General features: G+C 74.0%; 20 protein-coding genes. 10 read left to right on the forward strand and 10 right to left on the reverse strand.

Annotated features, from left to right (window positions below):
• Positions 1 to 4 precede the first annotated feature (4 nt).
• Positions 5 to 400 carry a winged helix-turn-helix transcriptional regulator gene (locus ACXNSR_RS05240; RefSeq protein WP_458640969.1) on the forward strand — a complete coding sequence of 132 codons (396 nt, stop codon included), beginning with the start codon at positions 5 to 7 and terminating at the stop codon, positions 398 to 400.
• Between the two features lie 8 nt (positions 401 to 408).
• Here ACXNSR_RS05240 and ACXNSR_RS05245 read toward each other — a convergent pair whose 3' ends face one another.
• Complete coding sequence (locus ACXNSR_RS05245) at positions 409 to 1,554, reverse strand: PLP-dependent cysteine synthase family protein (protein ID WP_458640970.1); 1,146 nt, start codon at positions 1,552 to 1,554, stop codon at positions 409 to 411.
• 199 nt (positions 1,555 to 1,753) lie between these two features.
• Between ACXNSR_RS05245 and ACXNSR_RS05250 the strand changes: the two genes are divergently transcribed.
• Complete coding sequence (locus ACXNSR_RS05250; RefSeq protein ID WP_458640971.1) at positions 1,754 to 2,302, forward strand: ATP-binding protein; 549 nt, start codon at positions 1,754 to 1,756, stop codon at positions 2,300 to 2,302.
• An 88-nt stretch (positions 2,303 to 2,390) separates the two neighbouring features.
• Here the strand turns inward: ACXNSR_RS05250 and ACXNSR_RS05255 are convergent, their stop codons facing one another.
• Together ACXNSR_RS05255 and ACXNSR_RS05260 are read right to left on the reverse strand one after the other, a co-directional pair.
• Positions 2,391 to 3,668 (reverse strand): ROK family protein, encoded by a 1,278-nt coding sequence (locus ACXNSR_RS05255; RefSeq protein WP_458640972.1) that lies wholly within the window; start codon positions 3,666 to 3,668, stop codon positions 2,391 to 2,393.
• A 43-nt stretch (positions 3,669 to 3,711) separates the two neighbouring features.
• Complete coding sequence (locus ACXNSR_RS05260; RefSeq protein ID WP_458640973.1) at positions 3,712 to 4,371, reverse strand: alpha-ketoglutarate-dependent dioxygenase AlkB family protein; 660 nt, start codon at positions 4,369 to 4,371, stop codon at positions 3,712 to 3,714.
• Positions 4,372 to 4,410: 39 nt separating this feature from the next.
• Here ACXNSR_RS05260 and ACXNSR_RS05265 point away from each other — a divergent pair, with 39 nt between their 5' ends.
• Together ACXNSR_RS05265 and ACXNSR_RS05270 are read left to right on the forward strand one after the other, a co-directional pair.
• A complete protein-coding gene (locus tag ACXNSR_RS05265) occupies positions 4,411 to 5,154 on the forward strand; it encodes a maleylpyruvate isomerase family mycothiol-dependent enzyme (protein ID WP_458640974.1) in 744 nt (247 codons plus the stop codon).
• 67 nt (positions 5,155 to 5,221) lie between these two features.
• Positions 5,222 to 5,476 (forward strand): DUF6332 family protein, encoded by a 255-nt coding sequence (locus tag ACXNSR_RS05270; RefSeq protein WP_458640975.1) that lies wholly within the window; start codon positions 5,222 to 5,224, stop codon positions 5,474 to 5,476.
• Between the two features lie 289 nt (positions 5,477 to 5,765).
• Here ACXNSR_RS05270 and ACXNSR_RS05275 read toward each other — a convergent pair whose 3' ends face one another.
• Together ACXNSR_RS05275 and ACXNSR_RS05280 are read right to left on the reverse strand one after the other, a co-directional pair.
• On the reverse strand, positions 5,766 to 6,713 hold the full coding sequence (locus tag ACXNSR_RS05275) for a spherulation-specific family 4 protein (protein ID WP_458640976.1): 948 nt from the start codon (positions 6,711 to 6,713) through the stop codon (positions 5,766 to 5,768).
• Positions 6,714 to 6,881: 168 nt separating this feature from the next.
• A complete protein-coding gene (locus ACXNSR_RS05280) occupies positions 6,882 to 7,580 on the reverse strand; it encodes a TetR/AcrR family transcriptional regulator (protein ID WP_458640977.1) in 699 nt (232 codons plus the stop codon).
• 157 nt (positions 7,581 to 7,737) lie between these two features.
• Here ACXNSR_RS05280 and ACXNSR_RS05285 point away from each other — a divergent pair, with 157 nt between their 5' ends.
• On the forward strand, positions 7,738 to 8,196 hold the full coding sequence (locus ACXNSR_RS05285) for a nitroreductase/quinone reductase family protein (RefSeq protein ID WP_458640978.1): 459 nt from the start codon (positions 7,738 to 7,740) through the stop codon (positions 8,194 to 8,196).
• Between the two features lie 84 nt (positions 8,197 to 8,280).
• Here ACXNSR_RS05285 and ACXNSR_RS05290 read toward each other — a convergent pair whose 3' ends face one another.
• Together ACXNSR_RS05290 and ACXNSR_RS05295 are read right to left on the reverse strand one after the other, a co-directional pair.
• Positions 8,281 to 8,703: a hypothetical protein gene (locus ACXNSR_RS05290; RefSeq protein ID WP_458640979.1), complete on the reverse strand. Its 423-nt coding sequence runs from the start codon at positions 8,701 to 8,703 to the stop codon at positions 8,281 to 8,283.
• Positions 8,704 to 8,711: 8 nt separating this feature from the next.
• Entirely contained in the window at positions 8,712 to 10,052 is a 1,341-nt protein-coding gene (locus ACXNSR_RS05295; protein WP_458643570.1) for a geranylgeranyl reductase family protein, read from the reverse strand.
• 220 nt (positions 10,053 to 10,272) lie between these two features.
• Here ACXNSR_RS05295 and ACXNSR_RS05300 point away from each other — a divergent pair, with 220 nt between their 5' ends.
• Complete coding sequence (locus ACXNSR_RS05300; RefSeq protein ID WP_458640980.1) at positions 10,273 to 11,637, forward strand: M20/M25/M40 family metallo-hydrolase; 1,365 nt, start codon at positions 10,273 to 10,275, stop codon at positions 11,635 to 11,637.
• Positions 11,638 to 11,756: 119 nt separating this feature from the next.
• On the forward strand, positions 11,757 to 12,458 hold the full coding sequence (locus ACXNSR_RS05305) for an MBL fold metallo-hydrolase (protein WP_458640981.1): 702 nt from the start codon (positions 11,757 to 11,759) through the stop codon (positions 12,456 to 12,458).
• Between the two features lie 46 nt (positions 12,459 to 12,504).
• Here the strand turns inward: ACXNSR_RS05305 and ACXNSR_RS05310 are convergent, their stop codons facing one another.
• Positions 12,505 to 13,662: an FAD-dependent monooxygenase gene (locus tag ACXNSR_RS05310; RefSeq protein ID WP_458640982.1), complete on the reverse strand. Its 1,158-nt coding sequence runs from the start codon at positions 13,660 to 13,662 to the stop codon at positions 12,505 to 12,507.
• 91 nt (positions 13,663 to 13,753) lie between these two features.
• Here ACXNSR_RS05310 and ACXNSR_RS05315 point away from each other — a divergent pair, with 91 nt between their 5' ends.
• Entirely contained in the window at positions 13,754 to 14,389 is a 636-nt protein-coding gene (locus ACXNSR_RS05315) for a TetR/AcrR family transcriptional regulator (protein ID WP_458643571.1), read from the forward strand.
• Here ACXNSR_RS05315 and ACXNSR_RS05320 read toward each other — a convergent pair.
• A complete protein-coding gene (locus ACXNSR_RS05320; protein WP_458640983.1) occupies positions 14,359 to 15,414 on the reverse strand; it encodes an NUDIX hydrolase in 1,056 nt (351 codons plus the stop codon). The genes ACXNSR_RS05315 and ACXNSR_RS05320 overlap by 31 nt on opposite strands.
• Before the next feature lie 171 nt (positions 15,415 to 15,585).
• Here ACXNSR_RS05320 and ACXNSR_RS05325 point away from each other — a divergent pair, with 171 nt between their 5' ends.
• Entirely contained in the window at positions 15,586 to 16,572 is a 987-nt protein-coding gene (locus ACXNSR_RS05325; RefSeq protein ID WP_458643572.1) for a LacI family DNA-binding transcriptional regulator, read from the forward strand.
• 9 nt (positions 16,573 to 16,581) lie between these two features.
• Here ACXNSR_RS05325 and ACXNSR_RS05330 read toward each other — a convergent pair whose 3' ends face one another.
• Entirely contained in the window at positions 16,582 to 16,776 is a 195-nt protein-coding gene (locus tag ACXNSR_RS05330; protein WP_458640984.1) for a hypothetical protein, read from the reverse strand.
• 178 nt (positions 16,777 to 16,954) lie between these two features.
• On the opposite strand from ACXNSR_RS05330, the gene ACXNSR_RS05335 reads away from it, so the two are divergent.
• On the forward strand, positions 16,955 to 19,249 hold the full coding sequence (locus tag ACXNSR_RS05335) for a WD40 domain-containing protein (protein WP_458640985.1): 2,295 nt from the start codon (positions 16,955 to 16,957) through the stop codon (positions 19,247 to 19,249).
• Positions 19,250 to 19,254 lie beyond the last annotated feature (5 nt).

Raw genomic sequence — 19,254 nt, forward strand, 5'->3', positions numbered from 1 at the left:
TTTCGTGACTCACCAAACGGTTGGACACGCGATGGAGGGCGCCCGGGGCGGCCCGCTGGCGGACTGCCCGGACACCGCCCTCGTCCCGCCCGCCCGCGAACCGCACTGCCCGGTCGACATCACCCTCACCGCGCTGGCCGGCCGGTGGACGCCGCTGGTCCTGAGGGAGTTCCTGCGCCGCGGCGAGGCCACCTACTCCGAGCTGTCCGCGGCCCTGCCCGCCCTGTCGGACAAGGTCCTCTCGGACCGGCTGGCCCAGTTGACCCGGGTGGGCGTCATCGAACGCCACCGCACGCCCGGTTGGCCTCCGCGGGTCCGCTACGTCCTCACCGGCCGGGGCCGCGCCCTGGAACCGGTGGTGCACAGCATGTGGGAGTGGGGCAGCGCAGGACAGCCGTAGCCGTCCGCTCAGGCGGCCGGTTCGCGCCAGACGCCGGTCGTCAGCAGCGTGTCGATGGTCTTCGCGTACGGGGCGATGTCGAGCCGCTGCGCCGCCAGCCACTCGTCGGAGTAGTACTTGTCCAGGTAGCGGTCGCCCGGGTCGCACAGCAGGGTGACGACGCTGCCCGTGCGGCCCTCCGCGACCATCTCCGAGATGATCTTCAGGGCGCTCCACACGCCGGTGCCGGTCGAGCCGCCCGCCTTGCGCCCTATGGCCGTCTCCAGCGCGCGGCAGGCGGCGATGCTCGCCGCGTCCGGGACCTTCATCATCCGGTCGATGGCCCCGGGCACGAAGCTCGGCTCCATCCGCGGCCGGCCGATGCCCTCGATGCGCGAGCCGCAATCGCTGCGCGCGTCCGGGTCGTTGTTGGTCCAGCCGTCGAAGAAACAGGAGTTCTCCGGGTCCGGCACGCAGACGCGGGTGTCGTGCTGCATGTAGTGCACGTAGCGCGCGATGGTCGCCGAGGTGCCGCCGGTGCCGGCGGTCGCCACGATCCAGGCGGGTTCGGGGTACCGCTCCAGGCGCAGCTGCTGGTACATCGATTCGGCGATGTTGTTGTTGCCGCGCCAGTCGGTGGCCCGCTCCGCGTAGGTGAACTGGTCCATGTAGTGCCCGCCCGTTCGGGCGGCGAGCTCGGCCGACTCCTCGTACATCTTCATCGGGTCGTCCACGAAGTGGCACGCGCCGCCGTGGAATTCGATGAGCCGGCACTTCTCCGGGCTGGTCGTGCGCGGCATGACGGCGATGAAGGGCACACCGATCAGCTTGGCGAAGTAGGCCTCGGAGACGGCGGTGGAGCCCGAGGAGGCCTCGATGACCGGGCGGCCGGGGCGGATCCAGCCGTTGCAGAGCGCGTAGAGGAACAGCGAGCGCGCGAGGCGGTGCTTGAGGGAGCCCGTCGGGTGCGTGGACTCGTCCTTGAGGTAGAGGTCGATGCCCCATGCCTCGGGGAGCGGGAAGCGCAGCAGGTGGGTGTCGGCGGAGCGGTTGGCATCGGCCTGGACCTTGCGGACCGCCTCCTTCAGCCAGGCCCGGTAGTCCGCGTCGCTGCGATCGACGTCGACGGTCGTGGCAGTCGTACCGGTGGTTCTGGTGGTGCCGGTGGTGCTCATGTGCCGCGCTCCTTCGTGGGTGAACTTCTCCCCCCTTCTTCGCAATGTACCCCTCCCACCTGCACAAACGTTCGCTTTGGGGATCCATGCGAATCCCTTTCGATCGCGTTCGGTTGCACTGCGCGGCACGGTGAGTGACCCTGGTGGAGCATCACCGAGGGTGCAGCACCCGTAACACTCATGTCGGGGAGTCGCAGCCGTGATCACTCATTCCCGCAGGCACTGCGTCGTCGAACTGCAGGCCTTGCCGTCGCGGATCGGCCAAATCCGCAGAATCGTTTCTGCACAACTGCGCCACTGGGAGCTCGACCCGCTCATAGACCGGGCTGCGCTCGGTGTGACGGAACTGCTCAGCAACGTCCACCGCCACGCGCAGCCGGACAAGACCTGCATCGTGGAGATCGAGCTCCGGCTCGGACGCCTCACGGTCTCGGTCATCGACAGCGATCCGCGGCTGCCGGTCGTCCGGGGGACGCAGGCGGAGGCGCTGGAGACCTGCGGCCGCGGGCTCGCCCTGGTGGAAGCCCTCAGCGAGGCCTGGGGGGCGCGCGAGCGGCCCGACGGCCCCGGGAAGGCGGTGTGGTTCTCACTCACGGCGGCCCCGGCCCGGGCGGCGCCGGTGCGGCCGGTCACGATCCGGACCACGCCCGTACGAGAACCGGCGCGCGCGGTGCTCCTGGCCGTCGATCCGGGAGCCGTCGCGACGGACCTGCCGGTGGCATCACCGGTCGGCGCCCGGCCCGGGTGACCACCCGCGGGCCCCGGGGCCCGGCCCGTTGCGCGGGTAAGGCCCGCGCAGGCCGGCCGGGGCCGGCCCGGTCCTCGCGGGGCAGCCCTCAGGCCAGGGCTCCCAGCGGATCGTCGAGCACCGGCTGCCACGCCAGCTCCGCCGCGCCGACCAGGCTGTTGTGGTCCAGGGTGCACGGCAGGATCGGCACCCCGCCACTGCGTCCCCACAGGCTGCGGTCCGCGACCACCGCGCGCAGCCGTTCCGGGTCGGCGTACAGCAGCTCCCGGTGCAGCCCGCCCAGGATGATCCGGTCCGGGTTGAGGATGTTCACCAGGCCCGCGAGGCCCAGCCCGAGCCGGTCGATCAGCTCCTCCGTGGCCGCCCGTACCGCCGGTTCCGCGGGCTCGTCGCGCAGCAGGTCGCGAGCCTGCTGGAGCAGCGACACCTCGGGGCCGGGGCTGCGGCCCGCCGCGGTGAGGAAGGCGAGCGGGTCCGCCTCCACGTCCAGGCAGCCGCGGCTGCCGCAGTGGCAGGCCCGCCCCTCGGGGTTCACGGTGAGGTGGCCGACCTCCAGGGCCAGGCCCGAACTCCCGCTGTGCAGGCGGCCGTCCAGCACCAGCGCCCCGCCGACCCCGCGGTGCCCGGTGGCCACGCACAGCAGGTGCTGGGCACTGCGCCCCGCGCCGTGCCGGTGCTCGGCCAGGGCCGCGAGGTTGACGTCGTTGCCCGTCAGGGCCGGGCCGTCGATCCCGGCCGCCTTCACGCACTCCGCGAAGATGGCCCGTACCGGAGAGCCGGCCGGCCAGGCCAGGTGCAGCGGGTTCAGCGCCGTACCGTCCGGCTCCGCGACCGCCGACGGGACCGCGAGACCCGCGCCGACGCAGCGGCGGCCGCTCTGCACGAGCAGCTCCGCGCCCGCCTCCACGACCGCGCCGAGCACCTGCGCCGGGTCGGCGGAAACCGTGACCTTGCCCGGGGCGGTGGCCACGATGCGGCCGCCGAGGCCGACCAGGGCTGCGCGGAAACCGTCCGAGTGCACCTGGGCGGCCAGCGCCACCGGGCCGTCCTCGGCCACCGAGAGCCGGTGCGAGGGGCGCCCCTGGGCTCCGCCGGTCCCGCCGGTCCCGACGGCTCCGGCCGGGCGGGAATCGACGCGGATCAGCCCGAGGGCCTCCAGCTCGGCGGCGACCGCTCCGGCGGTGGCGCGGGTGACCCCGAGCTCGGCCGTCAGCACGGCGCGGGTCGGGGCACGACCGGTGTGGACGAGCTCCAGCGCCGGCCCGAGCGCGCCGCGCCCCCGTTCCAGCCTGGTCCGCGCAGCCGTACCGGACGCGGTTGGCGCGGTCGCATCCCCCACCCGCGGCGGGGCCCCGTTGCCGTTCATGGCATCGATCCTCGCATGATCGGAGGGTGCCGGGTGCCGCCGCTCAGCCCAGCCCGCCCACCCGGAGTGTGATGTTCAGCCGCCCGGTGAGCCCGAGCTCCCGCGGGCCCGTGCCCGGCAGGACCTTGGGCACCCCGTGGTAGGCCAGTCGGCTCTCCTCCCCGAAGACGAAGAGATCCCCGCTGCGCAGCTCGACGTCCCGGTACGGGCGCCCGCGCGAGGCGTTGTTCCCGAAGCGGAAGACGCAGGTGTCGCCGAGGCTGAGCGAGACCACCGGCGCGGTGGAGCGCTCCTCGGCGTCGCGGTGCATGCCCATGCGGGAGTCGCCGGCGTAGAAGTTGATCAGCGCGATGTCGTAGGCCGTCCCGGGCCCGGGCTCCGGCGCTTCCCCGTACGCGGCGGTCACCGCCTCGCGCCCCAGCTCGGCGAGCCACGGCGGCATCGGCTTGACCGGTGCCCCGTCACCGTCGACGGCGGTGCGCGCGTACCCGTACGGGTACCAGTGCAGGCCGAGGCACACCTGGCGGGCGGTCATCACCCCGCCGCCCGGGGTGCGTACGGTGCGCAAGCCGGCGGGGGGCCTCGCCCAGGCGCGGCAGGCCGCCAGCAACTCGCCCTGGCGCCCCGGCCCGAGCCAGTCCGGCACGTGCACGGCGCCGGGGGCGATCGCGGTCGGCTCGCGCGGAAAGAGTTCCCCGTCCATGCTCTCCATTGTCACGGGCGGACCGAGAGGACTCACGGCATGGAGATCACCGAACATGTGAAGACCCTCGCACGCGAGGGCGAGCTGCTCGCCGAGGTGGCCGAACGCGCCGGTACGGACTCCCCGGTCCCCACCTGCCCGGGGTGGCGCGTCACCGACCTGTTGCGGCACACCGGTTCGGTGCACCGCTGGGCCGCCGCGTACGTCGCGGAGGGGCGGCTGGAGCCGGCGGGCTTCCCGGACGCGCCGGAGCTGGTCGGCGGCGAGCTGCTGGCCTGGTTCCGGGAGGGCCACGCGGACCTGGTGCGGATCCTGAACGAGGCGCCGGCCGATGTGCAGTGCTGGACCTACCTGCCGACGGTCCCGGCCTCGCCGGTGGCGTTCTGGGCCCGGCGGCAGGCGCACGAGACCACCGTGCACCGGATGGACGCGGAGGCTGCGCTCGGCGTGCTGTTCTCGGCGGTGGAGCCGGAGTTCGCGGAGGACGGGGTGGACGAGCTGCTGACCGGCTTCCACGCCCGGCCGCGCAGCCGGGTGCGGACCGCCGGGCCCAAGGTGGTCCGGGTGCGGGCCGCCGACACGGGCGGGGTGTGGACGGTACACCTGTCGGCGGCGCCGGCCCTCACGGTGCGGGGCGACACGGGCGAGGCGGCCGACTGCGAGCTGACCGGGGAGGCGGCCTGGCTGTACGCGGCCCTGTGGAACCGCCTCCCGCTGGCGGGTCCGGGGGTGACGGGCGACCCGGCACTGGCCCGGCTGTGGACGGACACGGCCGGAATCTGACCGGGCCGACGGCCGGCGCGGCGTGGGGGGGCTTGTGACGGGCCGTGCACGCTGTGACACTCCACGCATGGAGCGACGACGTACGCAGGCGGACCGGGACGCGATCACCATCGAGATCGGCTATGCCTTCGTCAGCGCCTGCTTCGCGGCCGTCCTCGCGTTCGGCGCGGTGTACGGACCCACGCTCGCGTTCTCCCTGGCCCCGTCGACGCGCGGCATCCTGGCCGTGGCGGGCGGGATCCTGGCGGCGGCGGTGTTCCTGCTCCGGATCACCCACGTGCTGCTCGGGTTCGCCCGCCGCCCGGAGAACGACGGGCGCTGAGCCGGGCACGGCGTAGCGCGACCGGATGCCTGAATGCCGCGTCCATGACAGGTCGCGCCGGCGGCTTACGCCGGATCCGCCGCGCCGCGTTTGTCCTCCACGTGGACGACGTCGAGTTCGATGCCGTCCTGATGGCGCCTGGAACGTCCGTACAACCCGACGGCGATGTCCGACGCGTCCACGAGCTCGTCGGGGCCGACATGGGTGAGGACGTCGTTGTGGTGCCCGACGACGGCCCATCCCTCGGCGTCCCGGGATGCCGATCGACCGGTTCGCCGCCCTTTCGCCTTCAGCCGAGGGTGGCCGCGTACGTGGTCTGGGTGCGGTACTTCCATGTCGGGCCCGCGTTCCAGGGATTGGGCATGACCGTGCTGGTCGCGTACGCGTAGCCCGCGCCGCGGTCGAAGGCGGTGCGCAGGGTGGCGCGCATCGCGCCGGGGTCGGGGACGTCGTGGACCAGGTGCCAGAACGCCGTCCCGCTGGGGTCGAGTTCGGCACCGGAGCGGTAGCCGGAGAGGGGGTCGAAGACGTTGCCGCCGAGCCAGCCGACGCCGGTGTACGCCGCGTAGGTGTCCTCGAACGTGACGAAGACGTCCGCGGTGCGGTGGCCCGGCTCCAGGTAGCAGTCGGCTATGGCGGTGCCGGGGTTGTTGACGACGAGGTCGGGGGCGGCCGGGTCGGCGGCGTCCATCGTGTCCTGGACGTAGCGGCGCAGCTCGGCGTAGTAGTCGCGGGTGGCGTTGGCGGGGCCGCAGTCGCGGCTGACGACGTCGAAGAAGATGCCGTCGACGTGGAGGCGGCCGTCGGGGGTCCTGAGGTAGTTGTCGACGGAGGCCTTGGCCGCGGCGATGTCGCGGTTGCCGTGGTCGGTGTGGACGTAGCCGAGCACCCGGGTCCGCTCGCCGGTGGAGGTGGTGCGGGCGCGCAGTGCGTCGGCACGGGCGCGCCAGGGGCCGTCGAACGGGGAGTCGCCGTTCCCCGGGTTGAGTACGACCACCGAGGGGGCCGGAGCGGTGGCGGTGAGGTCGCTCAGCATGGGGTCGTTCGCCCAGACGTACGCGGGGACGCCGATCTCCAGGCCCCGCACGCCCGGCGTCCGGGGGGTGGGGGGCGGCGCGGTGGACGCCGGGGCGGCCGGCCGCGGCCCGTCCTGCGCCGCGGCGATGATGGCGGGCGCCGACGCGGCCAGCAAGGCAGTGACCACGGCTGCGTACAGGGCCTTCACGGCGCGGGGCATGAACGTTTCCTCCGGCGGCGGAAGGGGGCGACCCGAGGAACACTAGACGCGCGGCCCCTCGTTCAAGGCTGAACCGCCCGCATTCGCATGAGGAACAGAAGAGCGAGCCATCCCCTCATCATGTGAATCTCCCGGATCTCCACAACGGTCCGCGCCGCCGCCCTCCCGTCATACGGCCGGCAGTCCGACCCCGTGCGCCAGTTGGCCGGCGGCGTGCGCGAAGAAGGCGGTGCGGTCCTCGACGACCCGGTTGAACTGACCGAACAGTTCGAAGGACAGCAGCCCGACCAGCTGGGCCCACGCGGCGACCAGAGCGGCGGTGACCGCGGGGGGCAGGCCCTCGGCGAAGTCTGCGGTCATCCGCTCGGCCTCGGGGCGCAGGGCGGGCGGCAGCGGCGGGAGGCCGAGGCCGGGGCCCTCGTACGCGGCGCGGAGGATGCCGATGAAGGTGTTGCCGACGCGGGAGGCCGGGCCCACGGTGTCGGTGGGGGCGCTGTAGCCGGGGACAGGGGAGCCGTAGATGAGGGCGTACTCGTGCGGGTGCTCCAGCGCCCAGGAGCGGACGGCCTCGCAGACCGCGATCCAGCGGGCTCGGGGCGGGGCCCCGGCGGCGCGGGCGCGGGCGTCGGCCGCCTCGGCGGCCGCGCCGACGCTGTCGTACGCGTCGATGATGAGGGCGGTGAGCAGTTCGTCCCGGCTGGGGAAGTACCGGTAGAGGGCGGAGGAGACCATGCCCAGCTCGCGGGCGACGGCACGCAGGGAGAGTCTGGGGGCACCCTCCGCCGCGAGCATGCGGCGCGCCTCGTCCTTGATGGCGGCGGTGACCTCGACGCGGGCCCGCTCCCTTGCCCCTCGCACGGTATTCATGCGGGTCAGTCTGCCACGCGAACGGAGCACTGCCCAGAAAACGGATTGCCGCTCTATTTCGAGAGCACTGCTCTTGTTTTGGCGCACCGATCCGTGCACACTGCTCTCAAGCGAGAGCAGTGCTCTCTCGATGAAGAAAGCGGCCCCGGAGGTCACGATGAACGCGCCCACCCCGTACTACGTCCAGGCCACCCCGTTCGAGGCCCGCTTCAACGCGCTCTTCGGCAAGCTGGCCCGCTTCGGCATCAGCCTGGCGGGCAGCGCCGAGCTGTCGGTTCGCGGCCGCAAGTCCGGCGAGATGCAGCGGATCCCGGTCAACCCGCACACCTACGAGGGCGCCCAGTACCTGGTCTCGGCCCGCGGCCACTCCCAGTGGGTCCGCAACATGCGGGTGGCGGGCGGCGGCGAGCTGCGCGTGGGGCGCAAGGTGCGCGCGTTCACCGTCACCGAGATCACCGACCCGGTGCTGAAGGCCGACATCCTGCGCGCCTACCTGGAGAAGTGGGGGTGGGAGGTCAACCGGTTCTTCCAGGGGGTCACCGCCAAGTCCTCCGACGCCGAACTGCGGGCGGCCGCCGGCGACCACCCGGTCTTCCGGATCACGGTCTCCGGCTGACCCCACGGACGGCCGGCCCCGAGGGCGGCCGTCTCCCGGAGGCGGGCCCCCGGACGGCGACCGCCCCGCCCGCACCCGTCCGGCTCAGCCGAACGGCCGGCGCAGCCGGTCCACCAGCCGCTCCCACAGGTGGTGCCGCCACAGCCAGAGCGGCAGCTCCCGGTGCGGCACGAAGGACCACAGGTCGTCGTCGGCCTCGTTGCCCCGGGGGCAGCCGCGCAGCAGCTCCAGACAGCGCCGGTCCACCGTGCGGTGGAGCCGCGCGACGTGGGCCAGGGCGATGACCCCCTGCCGGCGGACCTCCCGGTCCGCCGACTCCATCGCCCGCGCGACCACGGGGAACACGACCTCCGGGTCGGCGTGGTTGAGGGCGAGCCCGATCACCGCCACCCCGACCTTCGGCTCCCCGCGCCGGAAGGCCGCCAGGACGACCTCCGGCTGGTCCACCCCGAGGAGGCCCGAGCCGCCCGACCAGTCGGGACCGGTGCCCGCGCCTCCCCCGTGCACGGTGCCCTTCAGCCCTTGCTGCCGCTGCCGCTGCCCCCGCCGCTGCGGGCCGCTGCCGCCTGCCGGGCGTCCATCATGTGCAGCGCCTTGCGCGCCAGCGGGTACGTACGCACCAGCTCGGCCAGCGTCGTCGAGCCCCGCGTGATCCGGGCGAACGCCCGCCAGGCCGGACCGAAGCCGGTGATCGCCGCGTGCAGCATCCGCGGCCGGACCTCGAAGAGGTTCAGCATCCGCTTGCCGACCCCCATCTCCACGCCCAGCCCGGCCTTCACCGCGAAGGCGTAGTTGAGGGCCTGGCGGCGCGCGTCCACGGCGTCCTGGGCCTCGGAGATCTTCACCGCCCACTCCCCCGCCAGCCGACCGGAGCGCAGCGCGAAGGAGATGCCCTCCCGGGTCCACGGCTCCAGCAGTCCGGCCGCGTCGCCCGCCACCAGCACCCGGCCGCGCGAGAGCGGCGAATCGGGCTTGCGGCAGCGCGTCAGGTGCCCGGAGGAGACGGCCGGTTCGAAGCCGGCGAGTCCGAGCCGGGCGATGAAGTCGTCCAGATAGCGCTTGGTCGCGGCGCCCTCGCCCTTGGCCGAGATGACCCCGACGGTCAGGGTGTCGCCCTTGGGGAAGACCCAGCCGTAACTGCCGGGCAGCGGGCCCCAGTCGATCAGCACCCGCCCCTTCCAGTCCTCGGCGACCGTCTCCGGGACGGGGATCTCCGCCTCCAGGCCCAGGTCCACCTGGTCCATCTCCACGCCGACGTGCGCGCCGATCCGGCTCGCGCTGCCGTCCGCGCCGACGACGGCGCGGGCCAGCACGGTCTCCCCGTCGGCGAGCACCACGGCGACGGTGCGCCGGTCGGGAACGGCCGCCCCGTGCTGTTCGACGCGGGCCACGGCCGTACCCGTACGGACGGTGGCGCCGGCCTTCTCCGCCGCGGCGACCAGGCCGGCGTCGAACTCCGGACGGTTGATGAGCCCGAACAGCATGTGCTTCGAGCGCCGGGTGCGGGTCAGCTTCCCGTCCATCGAGAAGGTGACCGCGTGGATGCGGTCCTTGAGGGGCAGCACGAAGCCCGGGGGCAGGGCGTCGCGCGAGGGGCCGATGATGCCGCCGCCGCAGGTCTTGTAGCGGGGCAGCTCGGCCTTCTCCAGCAACAGGACGCGCCGCCCGGCCGTCGCCGCCGCGTACGCGGCCGAGGACCCGGCCGGTCCCGCCCCGACCACGACCACGTCCCACACCTCGCCGGTCTCCCCGGCCGCCCCGTCGTCCGCCCCTCGGGCGTCCTGCCCCGTGCCCGCGCCTGCGTCTGCGCCCACGCCTGCGTCCGCGCTCGCGCCCGCCTCCGCGCTCGCGCCCATGCCTGCGTCTGCGTCGCGTACGTCGTCGTCGCTGCTCACGATGTGTTGCTGCTCCTGATCACCCGGTTGCTCCGATGCCGGGGAAATCCTACGGCGAGACACCGCCCCGTTCCGCTGTGCGAGGATCAAGACTGTCTTTCGCCGTACCCGGCATACGCACACCCCGCGGATGCGGGCGGCGTACACGGAGAACAACGTCGCACCCAAAAGGAGCGTGCCCATGTCCCAGAATCCGATCGCCGAGACCATCGCCTCGCTGATGCCCCGCGCCAAGCAGGAGCTGACCGAGCTGGTGGCCTTCCAGTCGGTGGCGGACTGGGCGCAGTTCCCCAAGAGCGAGAGCGAGGCCGCCGCGAACTGGGTGGCCGACGCCCTGCGCGTCGAGGGCTTCCAGGACGTGGCGCTGCTCGACACCCCGGACGGCACCCAGTCGGTCTACGGTTTCCTCCCGGGCCCCGAGGGCTCGCCGACCGTGCTGCTCTACGCGCACTACGACGTCCAGCCGCCGCTCGACGACGCGGCCTGGACCTCCCCGGCCTTCGAGCTGACCGAGCGCGACGGCCGCTGGTACGGGCGCGGCTCGGCCGACTGCAAGGGCGGGTTCATCATGCACCTGCTGGCGCTGCGCGCGCTGAAGGCCAACGGCGGTGTGCCCGTGAACGTGAAGGTGATCGTCGAGGGCTCTGAGGAGCAGGGCACCGGCGGCCTCCAGCAGTACGCCGAGGCGCACCCGGAACTGCTGGCCGCCGACACCATCGTCATCGGCGACGCGGGCAACTTCCGCCTCGGCCTGCCGACGGTGACGGCCACCCTGCGCGGCATGTGCCTGGTCAAGGTGAAGATCGACACGCTGGGCGGCAACCTGCACTCGGGCATGTTCGGCGGCGCCGCCCCCGACGCGCTGGCCGCACTGATCCGCGTACTCGACTCGCTGCGCGCGGCGGACGGTTCGACGACCGTGGACGGGCTGGCCTCGGACGAGGTGTGGGAGGGCCTGCAGTACCCGGAGGCGGACTTCCGCGCCGACGCGAAGGTCCTGGACGGGGTCGAGCTCATCGGCGAGGGCACGATCGCGGACCGGCTGTGGGCCCGCCCGGCCGTCACGGTGCTCGGCATCGACTGCCCGCCGGTGGTCGGCGCGACGCCGTCCGTGCACGCGAGCGCCGGTGCTCTGATCAGCCTGCGGGTGCCGCCGGGCGTGGACACCGCCGCGGCCGTCAAGCTGCTGCAGGCCCACCTGGAGGCGCACACGCCGTGGAAGGCGCGCCTCGAACTCGAGGTCGTCGGCCAGGGCCAGCCGTTCCGGGCGGACACCGACAGTCCGGCGTACGCGTCGATGCGCTCGGCCCTGGAGGCCGCCTATCCCGGCCAGGAGATGCAGATCAGTGGCATGGGCGGGTCGATCCCGCTGTGCAACACGCTGACCTCCCTGTACCCGGATGCGGAGATGCTGCTGATCGGGCTGAGCGAGCCGGAGGCGCAGATCCACGCGGTCAACGAGAGCGTGTCGCCCGAGGAGCTGGAGCGCCTGTCGGTGGCGGAGGCCCTCTTCCTCGTCAACTACGCGGAGTCCAAGCGCGCCTGACCCGCGCGGGCGGTCGATCGGCCGCGGCGTGTACGCCCGGGGCGCAGTGCGCCCCGGGCGTACTGCGCTCCCGGCGAACTCGACGCCGGGAGGGGCCAGGCCGTCCGTACGTTGACCTCATGGATCTTGTCGAAGTACTGCCGAACCGGCTCCACATGCTCCGCTTCCCCATCGGCCAGGCCTATCTCTGGCAGGACGGCGAAGCCCTCACCCTGATCGACGCGGGCCATGCCGGATCCGCCGACGCGATCGAACGGGCGATCCGTTCCCTCGGGCCGACGCCCGAGCGGCTGGAGCGGATCGTCCTCACGCACTGCCATCGCGACCACGTCGGGGCGGCGGATGAGCTCGCCGCCCGCTGGGGCGCGCGGGTGCTGGCGCACCGCCTGGACGCGCCGGTGATCCGGGGCGAGCTGCCGATGCCCGAACCGGTGCTGCTGGACTGGGAGATCCCGCTGTACGCGCGCGGCCTGACCGTCCCCGAGGCCCCGCCCACCCGGGTCGACCACGAGGTGGAGGACGGGGAGGCGCTGGGCTTCGGGGACGGGGCGTACGTGGTCCACGCCCCCGGCCACACGGACGGCAGCATCGGGATCCACCTTCCGCGCCACGGCGTGCTGTTCACCGGTGACTGCGTCGCCGCCGTCGGCCCGCTCATGCTGGGCGTCTTCAACGTGGACCGCGCCCGGGCGATCACCGCTTTCCGGCGCCTGGCCGCGCTCGCCCCGTCGATCGCCTGCTTCGGCCACGGGGATCCGCTGACGGAGAACACGGCGGAGGCGCTCACGAAGGCGGCGCACGAGGCGGCCGCTGCCGGCTGAGGCCCGCCACCGGGGCCGCCCGCGGGCCGTCGGCGGGCTGCGCGGATCAGCCCAGCCCCGGTGGTTCCCAGGCGTGGTGCCGGAGGATCATGCGCACGGCGGTGCGGGAGGGAGTCAGCCGCATCGCCGTGTTGCGCAGGGCGACGGGCAGCGGATGGGCGAGCCGGTGGCCCATCCGTCCGGCCTGCCGTGCGGCCCTGGCGACCGCCTGGCTGCGCGGTCGGCGTTCGGCGTCGTAGCGGACGAGTGCCGCCTCGACGGTGGCTTCGCTGCCGAGCGCGGCGGCCAAAGCGACCGCGTCCTCCAGTGCCTGACAGGCCCCCTGCCCGAGGTTCGGGGTCATCGCGTGCGCCGCGTCGCCGAGCAGCGCGATCCGGCCGACCGCGTACGAGGGGAGCGGCGTGCGGAGTTCGCCGACGTCGTGGTGGAGCACGGCCTCGGGCCGGGTGGCGTCGAGCAGGGCCGGGATCGGGTCGTGCCAGTTCTGGAACCGCCGGCGCAGTTCGGCGAGCGGGTCGGCGAACCGCGTCCCGGCGGGGAGGCCGAGGACCGCGTGCCACTCGGCCCGGCCGTCGGGGAAGGCGATGTGCCCGAACTCTGCGCCGCGCCCCCAGGTCAGCTCGAAGTCGGTGCGCAGGGCGAGCGGCTCCGCGGTGATGGCCCGCAGCACCGCGGAGCCGCTGTGGACCGGTCCCGGGTGGGCCGGGAAGAGGCGGCCGCGGATCCTGCTGCCTATGCCGTCGGCCGCCACCACGAGGTCGGCGTCCAGGGCCGTGCCGCCCCGGTCGACCCGGACGGTCGCGGGGCCGATCCGGGTGACGGGTCCCGCCTCGCGGCCGGTCAGGAGCGTTCCGGCGGGCAGGGCCGCGCGCAGCAGCCGGTGCAGGGTGGCTCGGGGAATGCCCATGATCGGCGTACCCACGGCCCGTTCCAGCTCCGCGCCGTCCATCCGGGCCAGCCAACGGCCGCCGGGCGTGCGGGTGCCACCGGTGTACTGGCCTCGCGACGCCTCCCGTACCGCCGCGCCGACGCCGAGTGCGTCCAGTGCCCGCAGGCCGTTGGCGGCCAGCGAGATGCCCGCTCCCGCGTCGTCGAGCACGCCGGCGCGCTCGACGACCGTGACGTCCCAGCCGATGCGGCGCAGACCGATCGCGGCGGCCAGCCCGCCGATGCCCCCTCCGACGACCACTGCCGTGCTGCCCATGCCCGACCCACCCCTTCTACACCTGTAGAAGACCGACCCTACCCGAGCCGCCACGGGGTTACTACAGGTGTAGAAAGGGACCATGGAAACCCTGCCTGCCGATCGGCGCACCCTCCTCGCGGACGCGGCTCTCGACGTGCTCGCCGACGAGGGCATGCGCGGCCTGACCCACCGCGCGGTCGACCGCCGGGCGGCCATGCCTCCCGGCACCACGTCGGCGTACTACCGCACCCGGGCCGCGCTGCTCACGGCCCTGGTGACCCGGCTCGTCCAGCTCGATCAGGCGGAACTGCGGGCGACGGCCGAGCAGTTCCCCCTCCCGCGCACCGTCGGGGAACTGGTGGACGGCATGGTGGCGCTCACCCGCCGCCGGCTCGCCGGGGAGGGCCGCCGCCGCTCGCTCGCCCGGTACGCCTGCACCGTGGAGAGCGTGCGCGACCCGGAGCTGCGCGAGATCCTCGTACCGCGCGAGAACGCCGGCCGCGAAGCCGTCCGGCTGTTCCTCGCCGGGCACGGCGTGCGCGCGACGGACGTCGAGAACCGCACCCACACCCTGCTGACCTGCCTCGACGGGCTGGTCTTCGACCGGCTGGTGGGCGGTGGCGACGTGCCGCGCGAAGCCCTCGAAGGCCTGGTCGCCGCCGCCCTGCGTCCGTCGGAGCGGTCGGAGCGGTCGGAGCAAGCAGGGCAGCCGGATCAGCCGGTGGGGACGCCCGCCTCCAGGTAGAGCGGGTGGCCGCGTTCGCGGGCGCGCAGGGCCCAGCGCAGGCGCTCGTAGCGGTGTCGCGGGAGCAGATCGGCGGCCTCGGCCTCCGTGACGAAGCGCCAGGCCCGCAGTTCCGGGCCGGGCAGCCGGAGCCGGGCCGCCGCCTCCTCCGAGAGGCGGCCGCCGTCGAAGAGCAGGCGCAGTCCGCCGTAGCCGGGCGGCTGGGGCGGCTCCCAGTCGACCACCAGGAGCCCGGGCGTCCGTTCCAGTACGACGCCCAGTTCCTCCGCGACCTCCCGTACGCCCGCGCCCGCGGGCGCCTCGCCCGCTTCGACGACTCCGCCCGGGAACTCCCAGCCGGCCTTGTAGGTCGGATCCACCAGCAGCACCCGGTCCTGCTCGTCGAAGAGCAGTACCCCGGCCGCCACCGTCTCCCGGGTGGGCTCCGGTGTCTGCACGATGTCGCAGACCTTCGCAGTCTCCGAGCGGACGGCGTCGGCGATGCGCTCCGCCGTCTCCCGCGGGCTCAGCAGGCTGTTGTCGACGACGTGCGCGTCGGCGGTCAGCCAGCCGAGGGCCTGCTGGTAGACCGGGATGTGGTCGTACGCCCACCGGCGGACCCGTAGGTCGACCTCGGCGGGCTCCCCGGGTTCCTCCCGGGTCGCGATCCGCTCCCGGAGGATCGTTTCTGCAGGAGCGAGCAACACGTGCCGCACCGGGATCCTCCGAGCCGCCAGCCCGCCGAAGATCTCGTCCCGATAGTCCTGGCGCAGCAGCGTCATCGGTACGACGAGCACCCCGCCCAGTTCGGCGAGCATCGCCGCGGCCGTGTCCACCACCAACCGCCGCCAGCTCGGGAGGTCCTGGTAGTCGGTGACCTCCGCCAGTCGTTTGGGCGGCAGCAGGACACGCAGCGCGTCGCCGACGAGCTCCGGGTCGAACAGGGTGCTGTCCGGCAGGATTCCGGTCAGTTCGCGGGCCGTGCTGGTCTTTCCGGCGCTGAAGGTGCCGTTGATCCAGACAATCACGTCTACCCCTCTCCCCATGGCTCGTCCGGAGCCCCCAGTGGCTTGCCCGCCCCAGCCTGCCACGAAAACCTCACGATCGGCCCAGTGCTTATCCTCAAGGTCACAGCCCCGCACGTGAGCCCCGGAGGATTCACCACCGTGCCCGACAACCGCCGCCCGTCCGAGCCCCGCTACGGCAACCGGCCGACCATGAAGGACGTGGCGTCCCAGGCGGGCGTCGGCCTGAAGACGGTGTCGCGCGTGGTCAACGGGGAGCCGGGGGTGACCCCCGAGACCGAACGGCGGGTCCAGCAGGCCATCGAGGCCCTCGGCTTCCGCCGCAACGACAGTGCCCGCGTGCTGCGCAAGGGCCGCACCGCCACCGTGGGCCTGGTCCTGGAGGATCTCGCCGACCCCTTCTACGGCCCGCTGAACCGGGCGGTGGAGGAGGTGGCCCGCGCGCACGGGGCGCTGCTCATCAACGGCTCCAGCGCCGAGGACCCGGACCGGGAACGGGAGTTGGCGCTCGCGCTGTGCGCCCGCCGGGTGGACGGGCTGATCGTGATCCCGGCCGGGGACGACCACCGCTACCTGGAGCCGGAGATGCGGGCCGGTGTGTCCACGGTGTTCGTGGACCGCCCGGCGGGCCGGATCGAGGCCGATGTCGTCCTCTCGGACAGCTTCGGCGGCGCCCGGGGCGGGGTGGCCCACCTGATCGCGGGCGGCCACCGCCGGATCGGCTTCATCGGCGACCAGCCCCGCATCCACACGGTGGTGGAACGGCTGCGCGGCTACCGCTCGGCGATGGCGGAGGCGGGTCTGCCGGTGGATCAGTCGTGGATCTCGCTCGGGTCCACCGCCCCGGAACGGGTCGCGGCGGCGGCCGGGGCGATGCTCTCGGGCCCGGACCCGGTGACCGCCGTCTTCGCCGGCAACAACCGGGTGACCGTGACCCTGGTACGGGTCCTCGCGGCGCACGGCCGGCCGGTGGCGCTGGTCGGCTTCGACGATTTCGAGCTGGCCGATCTGCTGCGCCCGGGCGTGACGGTGGTCGCCCAGGACCCGGCGGCCCTGGGCCGGGTGGCCACGGACCGCCTCTTCCAGCGCCTCGCGGGCGCGGACCTGACCCCGTGCCGCATCCAGCTGTCGACCCGCCTGATCGCCCGGGGCTCGGGCGAGATCCCGCCGGCCGGCTGACCCTTCACCTCATCGGATCAGCCCGTGCAGCACGGGCACGGCCGCCCCGGCGGCGGAGAGCCCGGCGAGTACGGCCAGGGCCGGGCCGGTGCCCCCCAGGAAGGCCAGGCCGCCCGCCGCGAGGCCGATCAGGGCGGCGGCGATCAGCACGACGGCGGCATGCAGGGTCACGAAGTGGGCGTCGTCGCCCGAAGGTGTGGTCATGCCTCGATTGGAACGGGCCGCCGGGCCCGGTCCCTCCCCGGCCGAACGGATCCGCAGCGCGTCGATACCCACCGAACTCCCTGGATCGGACCGAGGTGTTCGCGGCCGTTCGGCGAAGTTCGGGACCCTGCGGCGGGCGGACGCCTAGCCTGGTGCTCCGCACGGTTCGGGGAGCAGGATGGACGGGCAGATCGCCTTCGGGGAAGAACTGGGCCGCTTCGCGGCGGACTTGCGCCGCCTCCGCATCGAGCGGGGCAATCCCTCGTACCGGGAGCTGGGATCGCGTGCGGTGAAGTCCGGGGCCGGCGGGCGACTGCCCGTCGCCACCCTGAGCGACGCGTTCCGGGGCAAGCGGCTGCCGGGCCTGGACAAGCTGATGACGCTGGTGCGGGTGCTGCACTCGTACGACGAGTACGGCCGCCCGACCGCCGTCCCGCCGCACACCTCCCCCGTGCTGGAACCCTGGCGGCAGCGCTGGCGGACCCTCGCGGCCCATCAGCCGCCCGCACCGGTCCGGGAGCGCGGTGTCCGGCGGCCGCTGAGCCCGCCGCCCACCGAAGCGGCCGCCTGCGGACCGCCGCCCGTGGCGTCCTCGCCGTCTCCGCCGTCCTCCCCCGAGACGTACACGAGGTCCCACGTACTGACCAGCGAGCGCAACAACATCGCGGTGGCGTTCTCCCCGGACGGCAGCCTCCTCGCCGTCATGGGCGAGGACGGGACGGTGGAGTTGTGGGACCCCGTCGGCGGTCGCCCCGTGGGCGAGATCAGGACCGGGGCGTCACCGTTCACCTTCGCGTTCTCGCCGGCCGGCCCGAGGCTCGCGGTCGGGGCGGAAGGGCTCCGGGGCGCGGTGCAGCTCTGGGACACCGAAAGTCTCGCTCCGGTGGGTGCGCCGCTGCCCTGCGGCAGCGCCATCGACGTGGTCGCGTTCACCCCCGACGGCCGCACGCTCGTCGCGGCCACCGACAACGAGGTGGTCCACCTGTGGGACACCCGGACCGGGGCACCGGCGGGCGGGCCCCTCGTGGGTCACATCGGGGAGGTCTGCGCGCTGGTCTGCCGTCCCGACGGAACACTGCTCGCCGCCCTGTCGGGACGGCACTCGGTCCGCCTGTGGGACCTGCGGGCGGGCACGAGCGTGGGACGGCCGCTCGGCATCGCCGAGGGCGATCTGTACGCGATCGCGTTCTCCGCCGACGGCGCTCTGCTGGCCACGGCCGGGCAGAACGGGGCGCAGTTGTGGGACACCACCACGGGCCTCCTGCACGGCCCGCCCCTGCACCCCGGGCACACGGTGTCGGGCGTGGCGTTCTCCACCGACGGAACCCTGCTGGCCACCACCGGGGCGGACCGCACGGTGCGCCTGTGGGATCCCGCCACCGGGGCCTGCGCCGCCCCGCCGCTGGCCGCGCCGACCCGGCGCTCCGAGATGCTGGACCGGCTCGCCTTCTCGCCCGACGGAGGCACCCTGGCGGGCTCGGGTGACGGTCGCACGGTGGTGATCTACCAGCGCGTCCCCGACCCCCGCCCGCTGGCCGACCGAGCCCTGGCCGCGGCCCGTGCCGAGGGGCACGCCCTCGCGCTGCCGGCCGTGTCCTCCGAGACCGGAGTACCGCTGTACGGCGTGGCGTTCTCGCCGGACGGCGCGCGCGTGTACGTACGCACCCAGGACCGGGAGATCGCGGTGTGGGACCCGACGACCCGCGCCGAGCTGCCCGGGACGCTGCCGCTGCCGGAGGAAGGGCCGTGCGCTCTGGAGTTCCCGCTGGAGCGGGGCCCGGCGGCCCTGTGGACGTGGGGCGGGCGCGACGGTCCCCCGAGCCGCCCGGTCTCCCTGGTCAGGCGGGTGGCGTTCACCCCGGACGGGCGCAGGGCCGCCTGGATCGGCTCGTCGGGCTGGGTGCGGCTGTGGAACGCGGTCGACGGCGGGCTCGCGACCGTCCATCTTTCCCCGGCAGCCGACAGCGCGAGGACGTTGGCGTACGCCCCCGACGGCCGGATGCTGGCCGTGGCCGTGCACCACAGGGTCGAGATCTGCTATCCGGACGCCGCCCGGAAGGTCGGTCCGCTGCTGAACGGGCACCGCACCTCGGTCAGGACCGTGGCGTTCTCCCCGGACAGCGCCCTGCTGGCCACCGCCGACGACCACGGGACCGTACGGCTGTGGCGCACGGGCGGCGATCACCCCGTCGAAGGCCCGGTCGTCGACGCCCACGCCGGGCCGGTCAACGACCTCGCCTTCGCCCCCGACGGCCGACTGCTCGCCAGTGCCGGTGCGGACGGCACCGTGCAGTTGTGGGAGGCGCGCACGGGTGAGGCCGCCTCGTGCCTGCCGCTGACCGGGCACACCGGCGCCGTCCGCGGCGTCGCGTTCGCCCCCGACGGGAGCCTGCTCGCAGCCGCCGGGGAGGACGGCACCCTGCGGTTCTGGATGCTGCCGGGCCCGCACGCGGCGGCGGCCCGGCCCCGGTGATCCGG

Source organism: Streptomyces sp. NC-S4 (assembly GCF_054353315.1).

Excerpts from the sequence above, each read along its gene's own strand:
- ACXNSR_RS05255 (WP_458640972.1), bottom strand. The coding sequence starts at position 3,668 with ATGAACGGCAACGGGGCCCCGCCGCGGGTGGGGGATGCGACCGCGCCA.
- ACXNSR_RS05330 (WP_458640984.1), bottom strand. The coding sequence starts at position 16,776 with ATGACCACACCTTCGGGCGACGACGCCCACTTCGTGACCCTGCATGCC.
- ACXNSR_RS05245 (WP_458640970.1), bottom strand. The coding sequence starts at position 1,554 with ATGAGCACCACCGGCACCACCAGAACCACCGGTACGACTGCCACGACC.
- ACXNSR_RS05270 (WP_458640975.1), top strand. The coding sequence starts at position 5,222 with ATGGAGCGACGACGTACGCAGGCGGACCGGGACGCGATCACCATCGAG.
- ACXNSR_RS05280 (WP_458640977.1), bottom strand. The coding sequence starts at position 7,580 with ATGAATACCGTGCGAGGGGCAAGGGAGCGGGCCCGCGTCGAGGTCACC.
- ACXNSR_RS05325 (WP_458643572.1), top strand. The coding sequence starts at position 15,586 with ATGAAGGACGTGGCGTCCCAGGCGGGCGTCGGCCTGAAGACGGTGTCG.
- ACXNSR_RS05320 (WP_458640983.1), bottom strand. The coding sequence starts at position 15,414 with ATGGGGAGAGGGGTAGACGTGATTGTCTGGATCAACGGCACCTTCAGC.
- ACXNSR_RS05310 (WP_458640982.1), bottom strand. The coding sequence starts at position 13,662 with ATGGGCAGCACGGCAGTGGTCGTCGGAGGGGGCATCGGCGGGCTGGCC.
- ACXNSR_RS05295 (WP_458643570.1), bottom strand. The coding sequence starts at position 10,052 with ATGGGCGCGAGCGCGGAGGCGGGCGCGAGCGCGGACGCAGGCGTGGGC.
- ACXNSR_RS05305 (WP_458640981.1), top strand. The coding sequence starts at position 11,757 with ATGGATCTTGTCGAAGTACTGCCGAACCGGCTCCACATGCTCCGCTTC.
- ACXNSR_RS05300 (WP_458640980.1), top strand. The coding sequence starts at position 10,273 with ATGTCCCAGAATCCGATCGCCGAGACCATCGCCTCGCTGATGCCCCGC.
- ACXNSR_RS05265 (WP_458640974.1), top strand. The coding sequence starts at position 4,411 with ATGGAGATCACCGAACATGTGAAGACCCTCGCACGCGAGGGCGAGCTG.
- ACXNSR_RS05260 (WP_458640973.1), bottom strand. The coding sequence starts at position 4,371 with ATGGACGGGGAACTCTTTCCGCGCGAGCCGACCGCGATCGCCCCCGGC.
- ACXNSR_RS05275 (WP_458640976.1), bottom strand. The coding sequence starts at position 6,713 with ATGCCCCGCGCCGTGAAGGCCCTGTACGCAGCCGTGGTCACTGCCTTG.
- ACXNSR_RS05285 (WP_458640978.1), top strand. The coding sequence starts at position 7,738 with ATGAACGCGCCCACCCCGTACTACGTCCAGGCCACCCCGTTCGAGGCC.
- ACXNSR_RS05335 (WP_458640985.1), top strand. The coding sequence starts at position 16,955 with ATGGACGGGCAGATCGCCTTCGGGGAAGAACTGGGCCGCTTCGCGGCG.